The 20,307-nt window shown below is 52.0% G+C and carries 20 protein-coding genes; 12 read left to right on the forward strand and 8 right to left on the reverse strand.

Annotated elements, in window-relative coordinates:
* Nucleotides 1–162: 162 nt before the first annotated feature.
* The 4 genes from MKX76_RS26750 to MKX76_RS26765 all read left to right on the forward strand — a co-directional run bounded on the left by MKX76_RS26750 (nt 163) and on the right by MKX76_RS26765 (nt 6,025).
* Entirely contained in the window at nt 163–3,909 is a 3,747-nt protein-coding gene (locus MKX76_RS26750) for a glycosyl hydrolase family 18 protein (protein WP_341034894.1), read from the forward strand.
* 188 nt (nt 3,910–4,097) lie between these two features.
* Nucleotides 4,098–4,508 carry a VOC family protein gene (locus MKX76_RS26755; protein ID WP_007133217.1) on the forward strand — a complete coding sequence of 137 codons (411 nt, stop codon included), beginning with the start codon at nt 4,098–4,100 and terminating at the stop codon, nt 4,506–4,508.
* Nucleotides 4,509–4,855: 347 nt separating this feature from the next.
* Nucleotides 4,856–5,527 carry an FMN-dependent NADH-azoreductase gene (locus MKX76_RS26760; protein ID WP_213617013.1) on the forward strand — a complete coding sequence of 224 codons (672 nt, stop codon included), beginning with the start codon at nt 4,856–4,858 and terminating at the stop codon, nt 5,525–5,527.
* Nucleotides 5,528–5,560: 33 nt separating this feature from the next.
* A complete protein-coding gene (locus MKX76_RS26765; protein ID WP_213617015.1) occupies nt 5,561–6,025 on the forward strand; it encodes a DUF2269 family protein in 465 nt (154 codons plus the stop codon).
* A 320-nt stretch (nt 6,026–6,345) separates the two neighbouring features.
* Here the strand turns inward: MKX76_RS26765 and MKX76_RS26770 are convergent, their stop codons facing one another.
* On the reverse strand, nt 6,346–6,747 hold the full coding sequence (locus tag MKX76_RS26770) for a VOC family protein (RefSeq protein ID WP_028405075.1): 402 nt from the start codon (nt 6,745–6,747) through the stop codon (nt 6,346–6,348).
* A gap of 124 nt (nt 6,748–6,871) precedes the next feature.
* The gene (gene cls, locus MKX76_RS26775; protein WP_007133222.1) at nt 6,872–8,320 is read right to left on the reverse strand and encodes a cardiolipin synthase; all 1,449 of its coding nucleotides are present in this window, start codon (nt 8,318–8,320) and stop codon (nt 6,872–6,874) included.
* 226 nt (nt 8,321–8,546) lie between these two features.
* Here cls and MKX76_RS26780 point away from each other — a divergent pair, with 226 nt between their 5' ends.
* A complete protein-coding gene (locus MKX76_RS26780) occupies nt 8,547–9,626 on the forward strand; it encodes an AI-2E family transporter (RefSeq protein WP_007133223.1) in 1,080 nt (359 codons plus the stop codon).
* A 114-nt stretch (nt 9,627–9,740) separates the two neighbouring features.
* Here MKX76_RS26780 and MKX76_RS26785 read toward each other — a convergent pair whose 3' ends face one another.
* Nucleotides 9,741–10,100 carry a hypothetical protein gene (locus MKX76_RS26785; RefSeq protein ID WP_034273107.1) on the reverse strand — a complete coding sequence of 120 codons (360 nt, stop codon included), beginning with the start codon at nt 10,098–10,100 and terminating at the stop codon, nt 9,741–9,743.
* Between the two features lie 240 nt (nt 10,101–10,340).
* Here MKX76_RS26785 and MKX76_RS26790 point away from each other — a divergent pair, with 240 nt between their 5' ends.
* Nucleotides 10,341–11,084, forward strand: a complete 744-nt coding sequence (locus MKX76_RS26790) for an SDR family NAD(P)-dependent oxidoreductase (protein WP_028405074.1) — start codon at nt 10,341–10,343, stop codon at nt 11,082–11,084.
* A gap of 79 nt (nt 11,085–11,163) precedes the next feature.
* Here MKX76_RS26790 and MKX76_RS26795 read toward each other — a convergent pair whose 3' ends face one another.
* Entirely contained in the window at nt 11,164–11,988 is an 825-nt protein-coding gene (locus MKX76_RS26795; RefSeq protein WP_028405073.1) for an exosporium glycoprotein BclB-related protein, read from the reverse strand.
* Nucleotides 11,989–12,838: 850 nt separating this feature from the next.
* Between MKX76_RS26795 and MKX76_RS26800 the strand changes: the two genes are divergently transcribed.
* Complete coding sequence (locus tag MKX76_RS26800; RefSeq protein ID WP_028405072.1) at nt 12,839–13,369, forward strand: DUF2179 domain-containing protein; 531 nt, start codon at nt 12,839–12,841, stop codon at nt 13,367–13,369.
* Nucleotides 13,370–13,587: 218 nt separating this feature from the next.
* Here the strand turns inward: MKX76_RS26800 and MKX76_RS26805 are convergent, their stop codons facing one another.
* Both MKX76_RS26805 and MKX76_RS26810 read right to left on the reverse strand, forming a co-directional pair.
* Nucleotides 13,588–14,121: a DinB family protein gene (locus tag MKX76_RS26805; protein ID WP_028405071.1), complete on the reverse strand. Its 534-nt coding sequence runs from the start codon at nt 14,119–14,121 to the stop codon at nt 13,588–13,590.
* 82 nt (nt 14,122–14,203) lie between these two features.
* Entirely contained in the window at nt 14,204–15,151 is a 948-nt protein-coding gene (locus tag MKX76_RS26810) for a helix-turn-helix transcriptional regulator (protein WP_028405070.1), read from the reverse strand.
* 152 nt (nt 15,152–15,303) lie between these two features.
* Here MKX76_RS26810 and MKX76_RS26815 point away from each other — a divergent pair, with 152 nt between their 5' ends.
* The 3 genes from MKX76_RS26815 to MKX76_RS26825 are packed head-to-tail and all read left to right on the forward strand — an operon-like array spanning nt 15,304 to nt 17,020.
* The gene (locus MKX76_RS26815; RefSeq protein ID WP_051425117.1) at nt 15,304–15,558 is read left to right on the forward strand and encodes a hypothetical protein; all 255 of its coding nucleotides are present in this window, start codon (nt 15,304–15,306) and stop codon (nt 15,556–15,558) included.
* A 1-nt stretch (nt 15,559) separates the two neighbouring features.
* Nucleotides 15,560–16,210, forward strand: a complete 651-nt coding sequence (gene rnhA, locus MKX76_RS26820; RefSeq protein WP_028405069.1) for a ribonuclease H — start codon at nt 15,560–15,562, stop codon at nt 16,208–16,210.
* A 27-nt stretch (nt 16,211–16,237) separates the two neighbouring features.
* Entirely contained in the window at nt 16,238–17,020 is a 783-nt protein-coding gene (locus tag MKX76_RS26825) for a Cof-type HAD-IIB family hydrolase (protein ID WP_341034895.1), read from the forward strand.
* Between the two features lie 71 nt (nt 17,021–17,091).
* On the opposite strand, the gene MKX76_RS26830 is transcribed toward MKX76_RS26825, so the two are convergent.
* Both MKX76_RS26830 and MKX76_RS26835 read right to left on the reverse strand, forming a co-directional pair.
* The gene (locus MKX76_RS26830; RefSeq protein ID WP_341034896.1) at nt 17,092–17,460 is read right to left on the reverse strand and encodes a hypothetical protein; all 369 of its coding nucleotides are present in this window, start codon (nt 17,458–17,460) and stop codon (nt 17,092–17,094) included.
* On the reverse strand, nt 17,457–18,347 hold the full coding sequence (locus MKX76_RS26835; protein ID WP_007131772.1) for an AraC family transcriptional regulator: 891 nt from the start codon (nt 18,345–18,347) through the stop codon (nt 17,457–17,459). The genes MKX76_RS26830 and MKX76_RS26835 overlap by 4 nt, the downstream gene beginning before the upstream one ends.
* A gap of 133 nt (nt 18,348–18,480) precedes the next feature.
* Between MKX76_RS26835 and MKX76_RS26840 the strand changes: the two genes are divergently transcribed.
* Together MKX76_RS26840 and MKX76_RS26845 are read left to right on the forward strand one after the other, a co-directional pair.
* Nucleotides 18,481–19,545, forward strand: coding sequence for a Gfo/Idh/MocA family protein (locus MKX76_RS26840; protein ID WP_007131771.1), 1,065 nt, complete (start codon nt 18,481–18,483; stop codon nt 19,543–19,545).
* A complete protein-coding gene (locus tag MKX76_RS26845; RefSeq protein WP_007131770.1) occupies nt 19,538–20,272 on the forward strand; it encodes a ThuA domain-containing protein in 735 nt (244 codons plus the stop codon). The genes MKX76_RS26840 and MKX76_RS26845 overlap by 8 nt, the downstream gene beginning before the upstream one ends.
* The last annotated feature ends 35 nt before the right edge of the window (nt 20,273–20,307 follow it).

Below are 20,307 nucleotides of genomic sequence, written 5' to 3' on the forward strand. Positions count from 1 at the left end.
CAGTCATCAAGATGAACGCCTAGCAGAGACGTTTCATGTATGATTAACGGCTTGGGCTGTGACGTCTGCAAGCCGGTTATGCGATGACATCACGGACAGAACAGACATTTATGAAAAATGCTGTATGCAAATCGAAATTTGAGAAATTGAGGTGAAACGGTCATGCCATTCATGATCAAAAGGTTTTCGAAATGGCTCACTGGGGTGCTTGTCCTGCTCCTAGTTCTTACTCCGCTTGCCCCTGCTGTGTCAGTATATGCTGCAGAGGGCGATCTTCCCCCTCCGGCAACGGTTCCTGCTGCGGATTTGTCAGCGGAGCCCATCACGGTAACAAATTCCACGTACGGCAAGAGTCCGACCTCCATGAACGATATAGCAGCTAACCAGGATCCGAAAGCCCCGCAAAATCTAAGATTGGTCAGCGTCTCCCATAATATGGCGATTTTTGAGTGGGATTTCAGACCTAAAGAGGACGATAACAATATTCAGGTGTGGGATGCCGATACAGGCAAATGGCTGACTTGGGGGAACTATTGGACCCGGGCCGTGACAGGCTTATCCCCGGAAACCACCTACCGCATCTATATTACATGGAATGAAGATACGAAACAGGAGCATAAGAGCAATGTGCTGGAGTTCACGACAACGAAGGATGTCACCGAGTATAAAGAAGCTCCGTTAACGCCGCCAAGCGGTCTTAAAATTACGGACGTAACAGAGGATTCCGTGACGCTGGACTGGGGCTCCAGTCCGGGTGCCGCCGCCTATGACATTTACGTCAATGGGGCATGGGCAGGTGGAACCTGGGAGAACACCGCAACCTCATCGACCTACTCCCCTCTTGAAGCAGGGCAGACATATAAATTTATGGTTGGGGCGCAGCGAACGGTGAACGGCGCGCTCGAGACGTCCGCGAACAGCAATACGGTTACGATCACATGGGGCGAGCTGGCTCAGCCTGAGGGGCTGCAAGTTGTAACGGCGACGCGGTCGACGGTATCGCTAGGCTGGGCTCCGGTTCCTGGCGCCACAACCTATCATATTTACCAGGATGGCGTAAAGATCGGCACCAGCGAGCAGAACCGGTATACGGTTGCTGGGCTCGAAGAAGGAAAGACCTATTCCTTCAAGGTGACGGGAGCAAATAGCCTGTGGACCTCTCCTGAGAGCGATGCGGTGACTGTCGTTCCTGGCAGCAATTATAACAATATTACGTATTACACGTCGTGGTCCGCGAGTACCGATTCCAATGCCCGCAACCTGCAGCCTGACGATTTGGACGTGTCCAAGCTGACGTACATCAACTATGCTTTTGCCGACATCTGCTGGAAGAAGTTCGGAAGCGGGGCGCGAGCCTGCGAAGATCCTAACATTCCCGCCCAGAACCGGTACGTGTATGACGGAGAAATCATCATCGGAGATCCGACCTTTGATTTTCAGAACTTCAAGGCATTTGAATCGATTAAAGCAGCGAATCCGCATTTGAAGCTGTTGGTGTCGGTCGGAGGCTGGACGTGGTCCGGCAATTTCTCGAACATCGCACGGACGGAGGAGACGCGCAGGGCATTCGCGAACTCGGCGGTCCATTTCCTGCGGGAATACGGCATTGACGGCCTGGACGTCGACTGGGAATATCCGGTGGAAGGCGGTTTGGAGACCAATTCCCGGGGACCTGAGGATAAGGAAAACTTCACGCTGCTCATGAAAGCAGTCCGTGAGGCGTTGGATGCAGCAGGCAGTGAAGACGGAAAGTACTATCTGCTGACGATCGCGTCGGGGCAAGGCGACAATTTCACGGTGAACGCCGATTTTGAGAATTCCGTGCAGTATCTCGATTTTATTAATATCATGACATACGACTATAGCGGAAAGACCGATACATTAGGACACCATAATGCACCGCTCTTCTATGATAAGGCCCTGCCAACCCGGTCGGCGGCAAGAAATCATGTGCTCGGCGGGCTGATGGGGCATTTGAACGGCGGCGTGCCTCCGCATAAATTGATTGCAGGCGTTCCTTACTATGGCAAGGGCTGGGACGGATGCGGACCGAATGGGCAGTACCAGGCTTGCAAGGGGGGCTCAAGCGTCGGAACATGGGAGAGTGCCCTGTTCGACTTCAGCCATCTTGAGAACGATTATATCGGCAAGAACGGTTACAAGCGATACTGGAACGAGTATGCGAAAGTGCCTTATCTCTATAATGATCAGAACAACGTATTTATCACGTACAATGACAAAACTACAATGATGTACACCGCATCCCTCGTCAAAACGCTTGATATCGCCGGGGTCATGAGCTGGGATATTAGCGGGGACCGGAACTATACGCTGACGAATCAGCTTGTTAAAGACCTGCCGATTAACGGCAAGTCGAATGATGCTGCACTCGGAGCACCTAGCAATCTGAAGGTGTCTGGCGTTACATCCAAATCCGTTCAGCTTGAATGGGATCCGGTTGAAGGAGCTTCCACCTATGAGGTGTATGTGAACCACGCGCTTTCCGGGTTGACTGAGGGCAAAGGCGCTTACACGATTCAGGGTCTTCAGCCGCTGAACAATTACAAGATTCATGTGCTGGCCGTAGACCGCACAGGCGATGAGATTCATCGTGTCTCGAGCGCATCAAAGCAGCTCAGTATCACAACGTCCGGCAGCAGCTCGGGCGGATCGGACAGCTCCGGCGGATCAGGCGGATCAAGCTCAGCTCCATCTCCTGTACCTCAGCCGCCTAAGGAGAAGGATCAGTTGGACGCGCAGGTAGTTCTTTCGGGAGATAAAGCCGTCATTACAATTCAGGTAGCTGCGGCTGTTCAGGCCATTAACGCTTCGGATTCAGTCAATTTCCGAATTGATGCCGGCGACAAGGCAAAGCAAGCAGAGGCAGAAATACCGCAAGAGGTCATTGCAGCCGTTGCGAAAAAAGGACCAAACGCCAGCCTGTCGATCCTTGTTAATGGAACCGAGTACAGGATTCCGGCTGCGCTTATTACGGTTGCCGGCCCGGTGAAGGTATCGGTTACAGCCCCTTCCGAGGCAGACCTCAAGGGAGCCGAAGCGCTTCTGAAAGGGAAAGAGGTGCTAAGTACACCGCTTCTGTTCAAGCTGGAGCAGCTTCATGCCGACCAAACAGCTACGGAACTTAAGCACTACGGAAAATTATACGTAAGTGAATTTATCACGGTAGATGCCAAAGCGATTAACACGAAGCGAGCAACCGGCGTCGTTTATATTCCGGGGCTGAACGAGCTGCGTTCGGTGCCGACGCTGTTTAAGGTGAACGCTGACGGTACCGTGACCGTGGAAATTAAGAAAACCGGCAATGGCATCTACGTGCTGGCACAGCAGGATATGAAGTTCAAGGATGCGATCCCGGCCTGGGCAGCGGAGGATGCAGCACAAGCCGCCGCGAAATGGGTCATATCCGGGGATAATAGCGGTAACTTCGGTGCCAATAAATCCATCACCCGGGCTGAAATTGTGGCGATCATCGTTCGCGCGCTCGGTCTTCTGCCGGATGAAAGCTATACGAATTTTGCAGATGTAGATCCAAAATCCGCCTATGCCGGAGAAATTGCTGCGGCTAAGGCAGCGGGACTGGTGAAGGGCAGAACAGGGGGGACCTTTGATCCGAGCAGTCCGATATCCCGAGAGGAGCTTGCCATTATCCTAGACAACGTGCTGGCTTATGCCGGCATGACCAAGGATGCAGGTGCCTCCGTGCTCGATGGCTTTAAGGATCGTTCCGCAGTTTCTTCCTATGCGAAGTCGGCCGTTGCAATGGTCGTCAAACACAAGATCATGCATGGCGTATCCACAACAAAATTTGATCCGAAATCCAATGTGACCAAGGCACAGACGGTGGTTACCGTAATGAGGACGCTTCGCACACTTGGATTACTGAACTAGATGACTCACCCATAAGGATTAAGGGTGCTTCTCGAGACAGAGCGAATGGTTCGAGAGGCCCCCTTATTTATAAACATCGCTATGAACCATGGAGGCGACAGGCCAAGTTCGAACATAGCAATTAAAGAGAAATCCTGCTAAGGATCCCATGTTAAGATAGACCTATCAAATGGATGAGGTGATCTGTTATGGCGTTGAAATGTGATAATATCTTTGTTAACTTGCCGGTCAAGGATTTGGACAGAACGAAGGACTTCTTTACGAAGATCGGATTTGAATTCAATCCGCAATTTACGGACAAGAACGCTGCGTGTTTGATGATCGGCGACAACATCTTTGCGATGCTGCTGGTGGAGGACTATTTCAAAACCTTTACCAAAAAAGATCTGTCCAACGCGGCCAATACGACCGAGGTAATCTTGGCGTTGTCGGCCGAGAGCAAGGAGCAGGTTGATGAAATCGTCAACAATGCGCTGGCTGCAGGAGGGTCGCCTTCCAATGATCCGGTGGATCATGGCTTTATGTACAGCTGGAGCTTCCAGGATCCGGACGGTCATTTGTGGGAAGTATTGTACATGGATCCAAGCAACGTTCAATAATAACCTTCCATAAGGTTTGATGGTTGCTGTATTCTAACGGGACAGCAAAGCATGCATAGGAAGCGGCAGGGACGCCAGACATAATCGGGCGTACCTGCTGCTTTCGTTTTTCAGATACATTATAAAAAACTTTTAAAGTGGCCAGATTACTGGCTTTACTTTTAACTGGAAATCGATTATAGTTGTATGTACAAACAACAAACATAAAACACCAATGATTAATCTCCTCTAGATATCGCTCTTTTCCTTCTTCAGTTCCGGTTTCAGGAGGTGAATCAAGCACGATTGAGATGCTTCGCAAACCGCCGATTGATATGAAGATATATGATGACAGGAGTGTGATTCCTATGGAAAGAGTATTAGTTATCAATGCCCATCCCCTCGTTACGAGCGATCATTCCCTTAGCCTGCAGGTTCTTAACCGCTTTATAAGCAAGTACAGAGAGCTAAACCCCGATCATGAGTTGCAGAAGATTGATCTGTATCGTGAGGAGGTGCCGGCCATTACGGCCGATATGCTGAACGGTTGGGCTAAGCTTGAGACCGGGGAGCGGCTAACGGATGTCGAGGAGAATTTGATGCTCCGGATGTCCGAGATTCTGCGGCAGTTCAAATGGGCGTCCAAATATGTGATTGCCATGCCGCTCCATAATTTCAATATTCCGTCCAAGCTCAAGGACTATATGGATAATATTATCATCCCGAAGGAAACATTCCGTTATACGGAGAACGGGTCGGAAGGACTCCTGACCGATGGCCGGAGCGTCGTAGTTATCCAGGGGAGTGACGGTATCTATACGAATGGCGACTGGTACAGCGAGGTTGAATATTCGCATCAATATTTGAAATCGATGTTTGCGTTTCTTGGTATTACGGACTACAGGATTATCCGTGCGCAGGGGCACGCGGTCCTGGATCGGAGTGAAATTTTGGCTGAAGCTTTCCAGGCTGCAGAGTCGGCGGTCTTGCACTGGATTAGGGAGGAGGACCTTCGGACAGGGATAACATTCAGGTCATAAAATCATCTTTGAAAATGAGATGGGAGGGTGATTATGGCTTATACGATGATTTTGATCATTCACGTGATATCGGCCATCGCCATGATCGGCCCGGCATTTTATCTGCAGCGGTTTCTTGTTTTCCCGCAGGCTTCCGCAGGAGGTGCCGGTTCGCTGAGATACGCGCACGGGACTGCCCGGAGGCTGGATCGTTTGACGGATACGGGTATGATCCTTCAGCTGGTCACGGGACTGCTGATGGGCTGGATGGAGCCGGTTCTATTTCAGATGCTGTGGTACGTTGCGGCTCTTGTGCTGGTGCCCGTGATCGGCCTTTACATGAAATTTGCGGTCAGGCCGCGAATTCGGTCCTTGTATACGCTGGTAGAGTCATCCACCGTATCACAAGCGGATCTGGAGCGAACCTACCGGCGGTTGTGGTCGCAGACATTGCCCCATATCCTCATTGTTCAAGGGGGGATTGTCATCCTGATCTTGCTGATGGTGCTGAAACCTTAGTATGTATGGGGGGATGAATGATACGCGAGCGGAACACGAACGTATGCATGACGGACTACGTATAGATGCATGCACGTATGCATAAGTGGGGCACGAACGAATGCAGGTGCACGTACCAAGCTGGGCACGAACGAATGTAGGTGTATGTATGCATAAGCTGGGTACGAACAAGTAGTGCACATGTGTATACGGACACACGAACGAGTGCATGCACATATGCATCAGCGGGTATCCCCTATGGATAAAATGAAACAGCCGCCAGTTCTCTGAGGTACTGGCGGCCGCTTTGGTATTACCGATTCAATGGAATGGACCGGCGTTTAGGCCGACGCCTCGGTCGTCACTTGCCATAATACGCCGAATTTATCTTCAATTACGCCGAACAGCGCTCCCCAGAATTGGGGCTTCAGCGGATCGACAACCTTCCCGCCCTCAGACAGCCGGTCAAATGCTTCATGCGCCTCGGCATCGCTGTCAAACGCCAGGGTCAGATGCATTCCGTTCCCTCGATCCAGCGATTGATACATGGAATCGGACATGTAAATGGGAACCCCTCCGGCAACAAGGCTTAAATGCAAAACCTTGTCCTTCATTTCTTCGTTGGAGCCGGGAAGCTCGCCGAAGGTTTTCACGGACAGGATTTCGCCTCCCAGTGCGCTCGTGTAAAACTCAGCCTGCGCTTTAGCATCCTCGGAGAATATGTACGGTGTCAACTTCGCCATAATCAACATCCTTTCGAAAGTAAGATTGGAGCCTTTCCTTGATTCAAGTATATAGGTATCCATACTCCCGAATTTCTTATGGATTGCTAACTTAACCTTCCTCCGATATGAACCCTTAGGCAGTCTATAAAATCGGAGACAGCAGGCGCGAGATCGACTCCTTAAATTTGATCCATCTGGACCGCTTCTCATATTCCTCCAAGGTGAGCAGGCTGGATACGCGCAGATCGTGATGGAAAATCTCCGTCAAACGCCGGGACAGCAGCTCATCATAAAGGAAGGCGTTGACCTCGAAATTCAGCCGGAAGCTTCGGACATCGATGTTGGCCGTGCCGACCGAGGAGATAGTCTCATCGATAATGATGGTCTTGGCATGAATGAACCCGTTATTGTACAAATACACATTCGCCCCGGTTTGCAGCATCTCTCCAATATAAGACCATGTCGCCCAATAGACGAAGGGATGGTCCGGCTTGTCCGGAATCATCAGATGCACCTTGACCCCGGACAACGAAGCGATCCGAAGCGCGTCAAACAGGCTTGCATCAGGAATAAAATAAGGGGTCTGGATATAGATCGATCTTTTAGCCGAAGTGATCATCTTGATATACCCGTTCTTGATGTGCTCATACTCGGAATCCGGACCGCTGGTTACGATCTGAATACCGACGTTACCCGGTGAATTGATCTTGGGGAACAGATTCGGCTCGTAGACAATGTCATGGTGATGCGATGCCTGATTCCAGTCCAGAATGAAGCGGACCTGCATCGCATAGACGGCTTCTCCTTGTATGCGCAGATGCGTATCCCGCCAATAACCAAACCTTGAGTTCAACCCCAGATACTCGTCCCCGACATTAAAACCGCCAACATACCCGATATCGCCGTCAATGATGACCAGCTTCCGGTGATTGCGGTAATTGAGCCGCAGGTTGATGAAGCGGAGCTTGGAAGGGAAGAAGGCCTCGGCCTCTCCGCCCGCTTCCCGAAAAGCCTTAAAGAACCCTTTCGTCAATTTTCGCGAGCCCAGCTGATCATAGAGGACGCGAACCTTGACGCCTTCCCGGGCCTTTTTCGTCAGCAGGGCGATCAGGCGTTTGCCAAGCTGATCCCGCCGGATAATGTAGTACTGAATATGTATGTATTCCTTCGCTTCCTCGATATCCTGAAACAGGCGCTGGAATTTGTCGCGGCCGTCCGTAAAAATCTCGACATTGTTATCGTCCGTAAAAATGGCTTGATTCTCGTTGAGCTGCATATGGATCAGATCCCGGTTGTCCTGTGCGGCCCGATTCGCGAACGAAAAGTCTCCCCGATACATGGAATCCATCTGGGAGAGCAGCACCTTCTCGATTCCGGTCTTCTGAAGATCGTCCCAATGGAACAGTCTCACGCTTTTTAAGTTTTGGGCAAATAAAAGGTACAGCGCAAACCCGAGAATCGGGATGAAGAACAGCACCAGCAGCCACGCCCACGTGGACGCGGCATCGCGTCTCTCCTTGAAAACGACCACGATGGCGAACAAGATATTCAGAACGATGACCAGACCCAAAATAATGGATGTCACATGCATTGCAAAAAATCCTCCTAAACTTCAGCCTCGCCCTTGCAATCCTTCATATTATACGTGAGCTGTTAGGAGAAGTATATAACCGCAGTATGGATTAATCCCTAGATTTTTAGTCAAGTGCCTGTTTCATAAGGTAAGGGAGCGGCGAAACAGCGCGCTCGCCATTTGAATCCCTGCACTCTGTCATGATACGATGAATGAAACTTTGTGGAGATAAGGAGCACCCTATTTGATAAGAATGAACAAATTTTTCAAACTGTGCTTTGCCGTCATTCTGATCCTGGCCATCATATATTTAGGATCGCTCGTCGATTTTATTTTCAAGCCGGTCCTCTCGTTCTTCTCGATTACGCTCGTGCCGTTGATGCTGGCGGGATTCTTCTTTTACCTGCTGCGGCCGCTGGTCGATTTGCTTGAAAGATGGAAGCTGAACCGATCGCTGGCGATCCTGCTGCTGTATGTCGTGTTCGCGGGAATCCTGACCGGCTTTATCCTGTGGGTGTGGCCTTCTCTGAGGGATCAGGTCGTTGCGCTCGTACAGAATGCGCCGGCACTGTTCGCCGCACTGGGCGATCAGCTGCACGAGCTGGAGCAGAGCGGCTTTTTGCAGGATCTGTTTCCCGGAGACGTTACCCCGTTGACGCAGCTGACCGACTACTTGAACCGGGGCTTCTCATTCCTCACCAACTACATCATGAACCTGTTCTCCTTTGTGTCGAATTTCGCGATCGTGCTGTTTACCTTCCCGATTCTTCTGTATTACATGCTGAAGGAGGGGGGCAAATTCGGCAAAATGCTGGTCGGCTTTCTTCCGAACCGCTTCAAGGACGAGGGGGCATCCGTGCTGGATGAGATCAATAACGCCCTGAAAGGGTTTATTGTCGGCCGGGTGCTGGTCAATCTGGCCCTTGGCGTGCTGATGTACATCGGCTTTCTGATCATCGGGCTTCCGTATGCGCTGCTGCTGACGGTGGTTGCCGTCATTGCCAACTTTATTCCGTTTATCGGGGCCATTCTATCCTCGATTCCGATCGTCATTATCGGGTTCATCCAGTCCCCGGGAACCGCGATATGGTCGCTCCTGGTCATTTTGGCCGCCCAGCAGATTCAGGACAATTTGATCGGCCCGTATATTTTCGGCAAGCAGCTGGATATTCATCCGGTTACGATCATCATTTTAATATTGGTAGGACAAGACCTCGGCGGCATTATCGGGATCCTGCTTGTCGTTCCGATCTATATGATCGTGAAGATTATCGTAAAGAGAGTGTACCAATTGTTCTTTAAGGAAAAATGGGAGAAGGCTTAGTCTGCTGATATTCGAATCGGGGCGACTCCTTCTTGACGCAGATGGTAATGGAAAAAGCCCAGCGAGGTTACGCTGTCATGGACATCGTACGGCTGCGGCTTTGCTTTTTTTTGTCTATGTGATTTGGCCCGATGCTGATTCCAGCGCATCCAGGTTATGCTGCAAATCCTGCTTAAGCTCCTGTATTCGCTGCTTCAAATGGTGCAATATTTGAACCCGGATCTCGGCTTCCCGCTCTTTCATGCAAAAAGCGGAGCAGGACAATGCTGCATGCTTGTAATGGCTGCTGTCATTCAGGATGACATGCAGCTTTTCCTTATATAATCTCTTTACAGATCCGCTGCCCGGCTTGATTTCATAATACCGGCTGGTTTCAACGAGCAGCTTCCATTCGCAGGTGTGGAATGTGAAGCGGTCCCGCTCCAGCGTACCGGTTACCTGAATGAACCGTGTACCTTTATCGAACGTATTCAATAGACATTGTGCCCCCCTTATGATGTCATGTTGATGTAGTACTGAATGATTATACAGTCTGTCCATGTTTAGATTCTAATGGAAATAATTAGGTTGTCCCTTCCGTTCATGGGAGGCCCATTTTCGGATGAAAATAGAATAGATATGGGGGATTATGCTCACGCTAGGTTAATACCATTATGTGTGACATAGTCATGCTGTTTGGAGTCGAAAATTTTCAAGCCAAGGAGTGGGACGAACATGAGATTTCAGTCGAAGGTTGTCATTGTAACCGGCGGCGCGAGCGGGATTGGTGAAGCGACGGTCCGGCTGTTCGCAGAAGAAGGGGCAAAGGTGGTTATTGCGGATTTTTCAGATCGTGGACAAACCCTTTCGGATCAATTAAGACAAGACGGGTATGAGGCGCTGTTCGTCAAGACCGATGTGACCAAGGAATCGGAAGTGATCCGCATGGTTGAGCAGACGGTGAACCATTATGGACGCATTGATGTTTTATTCGCCAACGCGGGGATTGCGAAGGATGCACCGGCCGATGTGCTGGAGCTCGACAATTGGCAGCGGACGATCGATATAAATTTAACGGGCGTCTTTCTGTGCGATAAGTACGTGATCAAGCAAATGCTGTCCCAAGGCACCGGCGGCGCGATCGTAAATTGCGGCTCGATCCACAGCCATGTCGGCAAATCCGGGGTAACCGCTTATGCTTCAGCCAAAGGCGGGGTGAAGCTGTTGACGCAATCCATGGGGGCCGATTATGCCTCGAAAGGCATCCGGATTAACGCCGTATGTCCTGGATATATCGACACCCCGCTGATCCAGGGACGGACGGAAGCCATTACGCAGCATCTGGTCAGCCTTCATCCGATGGGGCGCTTGGGACAGCCGGAAGAGGTAGCGAGGGCAGTCTTGTTTCTGGCCAGTGATGATGCATCGTTTATAACAGGGACGACCCTCTTGGTTGATGGAGGATATACAGCGGTTTAAATGCCTGCACAAGAAAGCCCCGAGAGGACTCGGGGCTTTTTTGCATATTCCAAGGAAGCTCTATTATATCGGGAGCGAATTATATTATGCTGACACCAGCGCTTCCGTAGCCAGCTACGGCGGTAGCGATCGTGATACCTGAAGCCGTAGCTGAGAATACCATCAGCAAGCGGGTATTGGCCGCTACTGGAATGGCCAGACCGTCCACAAAACCGTTGCTGACTGTTCCGAGGGCAAGAACGCCGGTAAGCGGAGGAGCCAGCGTTACAACCGCGCCTGGAATTGGTGTGAAAATATTGCTTGTTGCCGGGGCGCTGTACAGCTGAGCTGTGATCGTAACGGTTGTTCCAACTAAGGAGAGCGCTACCGTGGTGCTGAAGGTTGCGGAGATCGCATCAATGGTGCCTGCTCTCGGCGTGTTGAATGCAAAGTCAAGCAGGGTTCCCCCAGCGCCGGTAAGGTCGACGGTTCCGCCAGCCAAGGTGACCGCTGGTCCGGAATTGCCGAAGCCTACCAGGCCGACCGTTCCAACCAACCCACCGACAAGCGTTGTCAAGGCAAGCGGTATACCGGAGGCAAACGGAATGATGGCGCCTCCGCCAGGTATGCCCGGTACACCCGCAGGTCCAGCAGGTCCCGCAGGTCCAACAGGTCCCACAGGTCCCGCAGGTCCGACAGGTCCAGCAGGCCCTACCGGTCCCGGAATGCCCTGTGGTCCTGCAGGCCCTGGAATGCCTTGCGGTCCCGCAGGTCCGATCGGCCCAATCGGTCCGACAGGCCCAACCGGTCCAATCCGCCCGCGCGAAACTCTTGGACAGCGGCGCACAAGCACCAGATCCTTTTTACCATGATCGTGTTTGCCTTTGCCATGATGATCGTGGCATTTCTTTTTGGCGTGAAGCACTTTTTTCTCTATTTTTTTAGGTGAGCACAATTTCTTTTTTCTGAGAGAACGATCCAAATTCAAGCACCTCCTTTAGATTTGTTCTATACTACGCAACTTTTGCCTTGGGGGCATGGGTTAATAGCGTATTCCTGATAGATGGACGCCTATTATTTGCTAGAATGTACGGTTGCCCTATAGTTGGGGGCCCAACGATTCCGTCTGAGACAGGCCTGACGCGGGCTGAAATGAACGGGGATAAAGACAAGCATTAGGATGTGATCCGGCGCATGACAAGAAATTTTCGGGGATGGTACGAAGTTTTCTTGCCGCCTTTCTCAGCGGAAGGTTAACCGTATGAATGATGCAGAGAATGCAAAGTTTCCGGCATGCATATGACGGTAAGCGGGGGGATTTCGCTTTTTTCTTGGATGAGTCCTTGATTTCAGAGTGTAGCGCACCATCCATATTGGTTAATTTATGATAAGTGCTGATCTGTTTCAGGGTGGTTGTTGGAGGGTTTTCTGAGGCTTGCTTTATCGGTGTGAGCCATTCGGGATATATGCCGTAAGACGGATACTTTAATGAAGACCTGGACACGATGGCATATATGGAGAAACTGCCGGATGATCCCGGAAGCGGGTTACCGCTCCCGGCGGCAATCATCATCATGGAGGCGGCGCTTACGAAGTGCATGACGTAGAAGGCATGTACCACACTATTATCCTCGATTACGGGCTAACGGACTAAGGAGATGATAAGTGATGAGCTACAACCAAGAATTGACCTTACGGGATAAGGAAATGGATCTTTACCCTTCGAGGCAGCATGCGGAGCCTGGACCGGAGTATATCGCCGCACGTGATCATTTATGATCAACCTGTCTCTCATAGGCTCGATCATCGGCATCAACGTAGTGTATGTCTCGATCTTTTCGCTGCGGCTGATCCTGATGATCAAAGGCAGAAGAGGGATTGCCTCTCTTCTGGCCATGCTGGAGGTTTTTGTCTATCTGCTTGGTCTGAACCTGGTCCTTCAAAATGTAGACAATCCCTTTAACATGGCAGCGTACTGTCTCGGCTTTGGCCTTGGCGTTTATATCGGAAGCCGGATCGAGGAATACTTAGCCCTTGGCTACCTTGTCGTTCAAGTCATCGTCAACTCCCTGGAGACGGATTTGGCAATGAAGCTGAGAGAGAAGGGCTACGGCGTCACCTCCTGGGAGGCGGACGGCAAGGATGGCAAACGTCTGGTGCTGCAGGTACTCGTGAAGCGAAAGAATGAGCGGCGCTTGATGGAGACGCTGAACAAGCTTTCGCCGCAGGCCTTTATCATTTCCCATGAACCGAAGAACTTTAAGGGCGGCTTCTGGGTGAGATTGACCGAGGGACGGAGACAGTAATTAATGAGGTCCGAAGAGGGTACGTGCTTCATAGCGAAAAGCTCGCTTTCTGGAATCCGAAATTCCAAAAAGCGGGCTTTTCTTTTGGGAAGGGCGATAGGTTGGGGGATGCTGCAGCCGGGCGGCAAATATCGAGTAACGAGCCCTTGGTGTCCCTGCGGAATCTATAGGTATTTATCTGGCTTTTGCGGATAGGCTAGTCGTCTCTTTCCACTAAGTCAGCGTTTAGCAAACGGCGGGGGAACCGCTTCCTCATCCTGATACCAGAAAAACGCGTAATCCGTCATGGTGGAGGAGCTCCCGAGCTGGCGCAGCATGGCCGCAATATTGCCGCGATGATACGTGCCGTGATTCACTACATGCAGCACGATTTCGGACAGGCGGGTGTCCCGAATGCCTGCATACGGATTATCCAAGGTGATGACCTGCTCCAGATCCGAATGGCCGCGGAAAAAAGACAGATAACCATCGGACAGCTCGATGAACCGCAGCTGCAGCTCCTCGGCGCCGAGGTCTTCCAGCTCTCCGCCCATCTGATGGGCTTCCGTCAACGCATCCTTCATATCCGAGCCTGTCAAAACCTTCAGCCAGCTGAAGTCGACGGTATAGATATGAATCAATGCGGCGGCTACGGACGGGAAGACGCTGTGGATCTTTTGGTTGTACAGCTCGCCGGGCAGCTCCAACAGCCGGTTGAAAATCGCTTGGTTCGCCCATGCATGGTATTGATACATTTTTACGGGATATGTCATTTCAATCATCTCTCCTTTAACGCTTGGGTTTCGTTCTTGAATACAGTGTAAACAAAAAAGTATGACAGCGGACTGTCATACTTTACGAGTAGCGTTGCAGCATTTTTTGCAATTTGGATTTCATCATGCTTCTAAGCTCGGCAGGCTCGATAATCTCGATATCGTCCCCGAAGCTCATTAGGGTTGACCAGAACCACCAGGATTCCGGCTGTTCAACTTTGAACGTCAGGCGGAGCGTACCGTCCTCCAGAAATTCACGGTGCACGTCATAGAATTGATCCATGGCTCTGGCGAGGGCGTTAGGCGATACATGCAGCACGACCTCCCGGGCATCGGGCGATGATTCCCAGGCGCGGCGTTCTTCGTCCCTTGACGAAGCCTGACGACCCGGTCCCTGCGTGTGTTCCTCCGCATGGTTGCGCTGAAACGGCTCCGCCGAGGAGGTCAGCTCCGACATTCTGGAAATGCGGAACTCCCGATAGTCCTGCCGCGTCCGGCAGTATCCATACAGGTACCAGGCACCGAATTTATACATGAGGCGCAGGGGCTCCACCTTGCGGTGGATGCGCTCGTTCTTGGCGCTGATGTACTGGAAGGCCACGGTCTGCCGGTTGGTGATGGCGCCGCGAAGGAGCCTCAGCGATTCGTTATGGGTGCGCCAGCTGCCGATGTCCATCGAAAGCCCCTGGGGCCCTGTGTTTCCGGAACGATCGATCGTTTGCAGCCGTTGGATCGTATCCAGCGCACGCTCATCCTCGAACACGGTCGACATGCTGTGCAGGATGGTGATCAGGGCGCTGACGTCATAGGAACCGAGCAGGCTTTTATCCATCTTGTACTGCTCCATGATGCCGTAGCCGCCATTCACGCCTTGGTACGATACGACCGGAATGCCGGCCGCGCAGATGGCGTCAATGTCCCGGTATATGGTCCGCTGGGATACGTTATATTTTTCAGCCAGGGCGGACGCCGATAAAATTTCGTTATTAAGGAGCATGTAGATCATCGATATGAGCCGTTCCAGCTTCATGAGACCATCCTTTCAAGAGAATGCGGATTCATTCTCCAATGATTCCGTATTATATCATAGCAAGGTTGTAAACATGTTGGATGATTCCATTCCGCACGGATTTCACGTACAATAAAGGTGCAAGCAGATAAGACCAAGGAGTGTGAACGCGCATGGCCCGTACCAAGACGCAGAAGGCGCGCCGCAAGGCGGAACGCGCAGGCACATGGAGTGCCGTCATGATGAGAAAGACAAACGAGGATTTCGGCGCACTGTCCCAGCATGTGAGAGTGAAGCCGGGCAAGCAGGAGCAGCTGAATAAGATCAAGCATAAAAAGCGGATCGGAGACGATGGCGCTTTTTTTTTATTGGGTTACGGGTTGTGGTATAGTACGCTAGAGAGGTTAGCAAGCAGGATGGAGGTTTAGCATGGCAAAGCAAAAATATTACGTGGTCTGGGTCGGCAAAGTTCCCGGCATTTATACAAGCTGGGCCGAGTGCCAGCAGCAGGTGAGTCAATATACGGGCGCAAAGTTCAAGGCGTTCGAATCTAGAAGCGAAGCGGAGCAGGCCTTTGCCGCAGGATATAAAAACTACTGGGGACAATCCTCGGCCGGACAGGGAAGCGCGGGATATAAGCGCAGCCGCTCCATGGCGGCGGAGGATCCGGGCGAGATCGACTATGACAGCATCTCGGTTGATGTGGGAACACGGGGTAATCCCGGACCGGTCGAATATAAAGGCGTAGATACCCGAACGGGGGACATCCTCTTCTCCTGCGGGCCGATTGCGAAGGGCACCAATAATCTCGGCGAGTTTCTGGCGATCGTCCACGCCCTGGCCTATCTGAAGAAGATCGGCAGCAGCAAGACGGTGTACAGCGATTCCCTGAACGCGATCAAATGGGTGAAGCAGAAGAAGGTGGTGTCGACGCTGCCGAGGGACGCCTCCACCAAGGAAATCTGGGATCTGGTGGATCGCGCCGAAAGCTGGCTGCGTAACAATACGTATTCCAACAAGCTGCTCAAGTGGCAGACCAAGAGCTGGGGAGAAATTAAAGCCGACTACGGGCGTAAATAAATAGAGACATCAGGAGGAGGCCATACAATGAAGTATAAAGCCGTTTTTTTCGACATTGACGGAACACTTGTTAATGAAGAGAAGGAAATTCCGCAGGATACGATCGAGGCGATTGCACAGCTGAAGGAGAGCGGCATCGATGTATTTATTGCAACCGGGCGGGCGCCTTATTATTTTCAGCACTATGCGAAGCCGCTCGGCATCGATTCCTTTGTCAGCTTTAACGGCTCTTATGTCGTGTACAAAGGAAAAGTCGTGCATGAGCACCCGATTCCGGAAAAAACGCTGGAATTGCTGGAAAGCACCGCGCTTGCGAACAACCATCCAATCGTGATGCAGGGGGCTGAAGCAGGGTATGCCAACTACGAGGAGCATCCGTTCGTTGCCGAATCGTTCCATGATCTGCGTGTTGAGGTGCCCGGCTACAGAAGCAGCTACTGGAAGGAGGCGAAGGTGTACCAAGCGCTGCTGTATTGCGAAGCTCACGAGGAATCGCTGTACACGTCGGCCGAAGCTCCGTTCGGTAACCTGAACTTCGTACGCTGGCATCGGGTGGCGATGGACGTCATTCCGGGAGGCGGCTCGAAAGCGAAGGGGATTGAAGCGGTGCTGAAGCATCTTGGAATTACCCCGGCCGAAGCCGTAGCGTTCGGGGACGGGTTGAACGATAAAGAAATGCTGTCGTACGTCGGGCTCGGCATCGCCATGGGCAATGCGCACGAAGAGGTGAAGCCGCTGGCTGATTTCGTCACCAAGCATGTGAACGAAGGCGGCATTCGCCATGGGCTGCGGCATGCGGGATTAATTTAAGGAAGCCAAGGGCAGGGGATAGCTGTCCTTGGCTTTTTTATATAGATATGCTCATATTCGGAACAGCTGGATCAGATACAAGAGAACTGCCGCATCCCAAGTTTTTGTTTTTCTGCAGCCGTCTCATCGTTCCAACACGGATACTCCATCGGCCCAATGGCCGTCACGGCGTATGATGCGAAAAAATCCATGCCACAGCATGTGGATAAACGTTGCGCCTCGCGGAAAGGGACTTGAATTCCGCTGTGCATAACATCGCTAAAGAGTTCGTTATACACAGAGTTATGAACATCATCCACGGATGCTATGGATATTTGAGCGCCCAGGCGCTTTTGGAGGAGGGAGTTATCCCGGATTTGTGAACAAATGTGGAAAAGTGCAAGGATAACAAAGCGAATGGGCGGCTCGCCCGAAAAGTTATCCCCATCCTCGCTTGTCATTCCGCCTCATGCACCTGCTTGTAATATTGGTTCGGGGAGATCCCTACATATTTTTTGAATACTTTGCTGAAATAGAACGGGTCGTCCAGGCCGGTTAAATATCCGATCTCCCCGAAGCTCAGATGGGTGGCCTCGATCAGTTCCTTGGCATGGTTGATGCGGACCTGGTTCACGTAGCGCATGATCGTATGGCCCGTGAGCTTCGCAAATACTCGGTTCATATAGTCGTAGTTGCATTCAAAACGCTGCTCGATGTCGGCGCTCGTGATTTTCTCGGCGTAGTGCTCATGAATATAATCCAGGAGGGCATGCACTTTCATGTAGGTTTTGGTATACGGACTGTTCTGCTCCAGCTCATCGAACAGGCTGTGGCGCGACAGCTCGATCAGCATCTCCATGAATTTCAAGGCGGTCATAGTGCGGTTAAAATGCTTCCGCCGATAGAGCTGCAGCATTTCTCCCAGCGCGTGAACCATATGATGGAGACTCTTCTTCTGCGTCAAGGAGCAGTTCTTCGGAAAATATAGCTTCCTGCTCCCGTTTCCGCCGCCAGGGGCCTGGCTGTTTGTCATGATCCACTGCTCGGCCAGCAGCGAAAGCGGCTGCTCCGGCACGGCCTCGATGCAGGGATGCTCGAAGTGAATATAGTAGTAATCGCATGTATGCTTCTCGATTCCTTCATGGTCGACATGCGGCTCCAGCACGAGCAAATCGCCTTTTCGCAGGATGTAAGGGATTCCGTTCTCCCGAATATGAAGCTCGCCCTTCTTGATGAAATAAAGGATGTATTCATGCGTGTTCCGTTTGAAATGGATCCAGGGATTTTTGTATGAGACAAAGCCCATCAGCTTGATTCTCGGCACGTAATCGGCATTCATCGCCAGCATGGAAATGCACCCTTTCCAATGACGCGAAGTCGTTTTTGTACAAAAAGAGTAACTTTCACACATTCCCGTTCATTGTAACACAGCCTATACTCATGGTGAATGAAACGAAGGACGTACAGGAGGATGGTTCACCGTGACACTCAGAATAGGCGTGATCGGTTTAGGCGGAATCTCAGGCGCCCATATCGCCGGTATTCTGGCCAGTCCTGATGCCGAAGTGTGGGCGATCTGCGACAGCAGCGAGGAGGCGCTTCAGGCGAAGGGCGACCAGCTCGGCGTGCCGGAGTCGCGCCGGTATCTGCATCATGAAGCGCTGCTGGCCGATCCGAACGTGGATGCCGTTACGATCGGAACGCCGAATCACAATCATTATACGATCGCTTATGCGGCGATCAAGCACCGGAAGCCGTTTGCGCTCGAAAAGCCCGTCGCTTTGGACACCAGGGAAGCGGCGATGCTTAAGGATTTGCTCCTTCAGGACGAACTGCCGCATATGATTTGCTTCTCCTACCGGTATAAGGCCGCCGTCCGCTATGCCAAGTTTCTGATCGAGCAGGGCAAGCTTGGCGCGATCCGCCATGTGTACAGCCAATACTTGCAGAGCTGGGCGATCCCGGAGCAGCTGCCGCTGGTGTGGCGGTTTCGGAAGGCATTTTCCGGATCGGGTGCTTTAGGCGATTTGGGATCGCATATACTCGATATGGAGCGGTTCCTTGTCGGGGATGTGGAGCGGGTGTTCTCCGATGCCGGCACGATCATCCGGCAGAGGGAGCTTCCGGAAGGCGGGGGACAAGGCCCGGTCGACGTCGATGATTACTGCCACGTCCTTGCCCGTATGGAAGGAGGCATCTCCTCGACGATGACGATCTCCAGATTCGCTTACGGCCGGGGCAATTACCAGCAGCTTGAGATTTATGGCGAGAAGGGAGCGCTGGTCTATAACCTGGAGGAAGCGGACAGCTTATACGTGAATCTGGCGGATGAAGGGGATACCGGCTTCCGGAAGGTCGACATTCCGAGGGAATATCAGGCGGATCAGATGCAGGCATTTTTCAATGTCGTGAACGGGAAGGGAGACGGATTGGACGCGACGATGACGGACGGATACATCAATCAGAGAACGATCGACGCGATCATCCAGTCCTTCACGGAGGAACGGTGGATACCGATAACCAAGGAGGTTTCAGCAATTGGCTAATATCAACGTAACGGTATGGAATGAATTCAGACATGAACGGCATAATGAGGCGATCGCAAGCATTTACCCGAAGGGGATTCATCAGGCGATCGCGGATTTTCTGGAGAAGGACGGTGAGCTGAAGGTGCGCACGGCCGTCCTCGACGATCCCGAGCATGGACTGACGGATGACGTGCTGGCGTCAACGGATGTCCTGCTCTGGTGGGGCCACGTGGCCCATGGGGAAGTGAGCGACGATATTGTGGAGAAGGTGCGCCAGCGCGTCTTGGACGGCATGGGGCTGATCGTCCTTCATTCGGGCCACGCATCGAAGATCTTCCAGCGTCTGCTCGGCACGAATACCGGGGCGCTCAAATGGCGGGATGACGGGGAGAAGGAGCGGCTGTGGGTGATCGATCCGAGCCATCCGATCGTCAGCGGACTTGGGGAATATATCGAGATTCCTAAGGAGGAGATGTACGGCGAGCGCTTTGAAATTCCGGCTCCGGATGAGCTCGTCTTTGTCTCCTGGTTCGAAGGCGGCGAGGTGTTCCGCAGCGGCTGCTGCTATAAACGAGGGCGCGGCAAGCTGTTCTATTTCCGGCCGGGTCATGAGGCGTTCCCGACCTACTATCAGCCGGAAATTCAGCAGGTGATCACCAATGCCGTGCATTGGGCGGCGCCGCTGCAAGGGTCGAAAACCTCCTATGGGCGTGTATCGCCGCTGGAATATAGCCATACGACATAACATCCAGCAGCCAAAATCCAATGGATCTAATGGCA

Origin of the sequence: Paenibacillus sp. FSL R5-0810 (assembly GCF_038002285.1) — a bacterium.
Lineage (GTDB): Bacteria > Bacillota > Bacilli > Paenibacillales > Paenibacillaceae > Paenibacillus_AQ > Paenibacillus_AQ lactis.

Coding starts and splice junctions, on each gene's coding strand:
- rnhA (WP_028405069.1), top strand. CDS start 15,560: ATGGCAAAGCAAAAATATTACGTGGTCTGGGTCGGCAAAGTTCCCGGC.
- MKX76_RS26805 (WP_028405071.1), bottom strand. CDS start 14,121: ATGACATATCCCGTAAAAATGTATCAATACCATGCATGGGCGAACCAA.
- MKX76_RS26770 (WP_028405075.1), bottom strand. CDS start 6,747: ATGGCGAAGTTGACACCGTACATATTCTCCGAGGATGCTAAAGCGCAG.
- MKX76_RS26765 (WP_213617015.1), top strand. CDS start 5,561: ATGGCTTATACGATGATTTTGATCATTCACGTGATATCGGCCATCGCC.
- MKX76_RS26790 (WP_028405074.1), top strand. CDS start 10,341: ATGAGATTTCAGTCGAAGGTTGTCATTGTAACCGGCGGCGCGAGCGGG.
- MKX76_RS26760 (WP_213617013.1), top strand. CDS start 4,856: ATGGAAAGAGTATTAGTTATCAATGCCCATCCCCTCGTTACGAGCGAT.
- MKX76_RS26755 (WP_007133217.1), top strand. CDS start 4,098: ATGGCGTTGAAATGTGATAATATCTTTGTTAACTTGCCGGTCAAGGAT.
- MKX76_RS26800 (WP_028405072.1), top strand. CDS start 12,839: ATGATCAACCTGTCTCTCATAGGCTCGATCATCGGCATCAACGTAGTG.
- MKX76_RS26830 (WP_341034896.1), bottom strand. CDS start 17,460: ATGACAAGCGAGGATGGGGATAACTTTTCGGGCGAGCCGCCCATTCGC.
- MKX76_RS26835 (WP_007131772.1), bottom strand. CDS start 18,347: ATGCTGGCGATGAATGCCGATTACGTGCCGAGAATCAAGCTGATGGGC.
- MKX76_RS26750 (WP_341034894.1), top strand. CDS start 163: ATGCCATTCATGATCAAAAGGTTTTCGAAATGGCTCACTGGGGTGCTT.
- MKX76_RS26825 (WP_341034895.1), top strand. CDS start 16,238: ATGAAGTATAAAGCCGTTTTTTTCGACATTGACGGAACACTTGTTAAT.
- MKX76_RS26815 (WP_051425117.1), top strand. CDS start 15,304: ATGGCCCGTACCAAGACGCAGAAGGCGCGCCGCAAGGCGGAACGCGCA.
- MKX76_RS26810 (WP_028405070.1), bottom strand. CDS start 15,151: ATGAAGCTGGAACGGCTCATATCGATGATCTACATGCTCCTTAATAAC.
- cls (WP_007133222.1), bottom strand. CDS start 8,320: ATGCATGTGACATCCATTATTTTGGGTCTGGTCATCGTTCTGAATATC.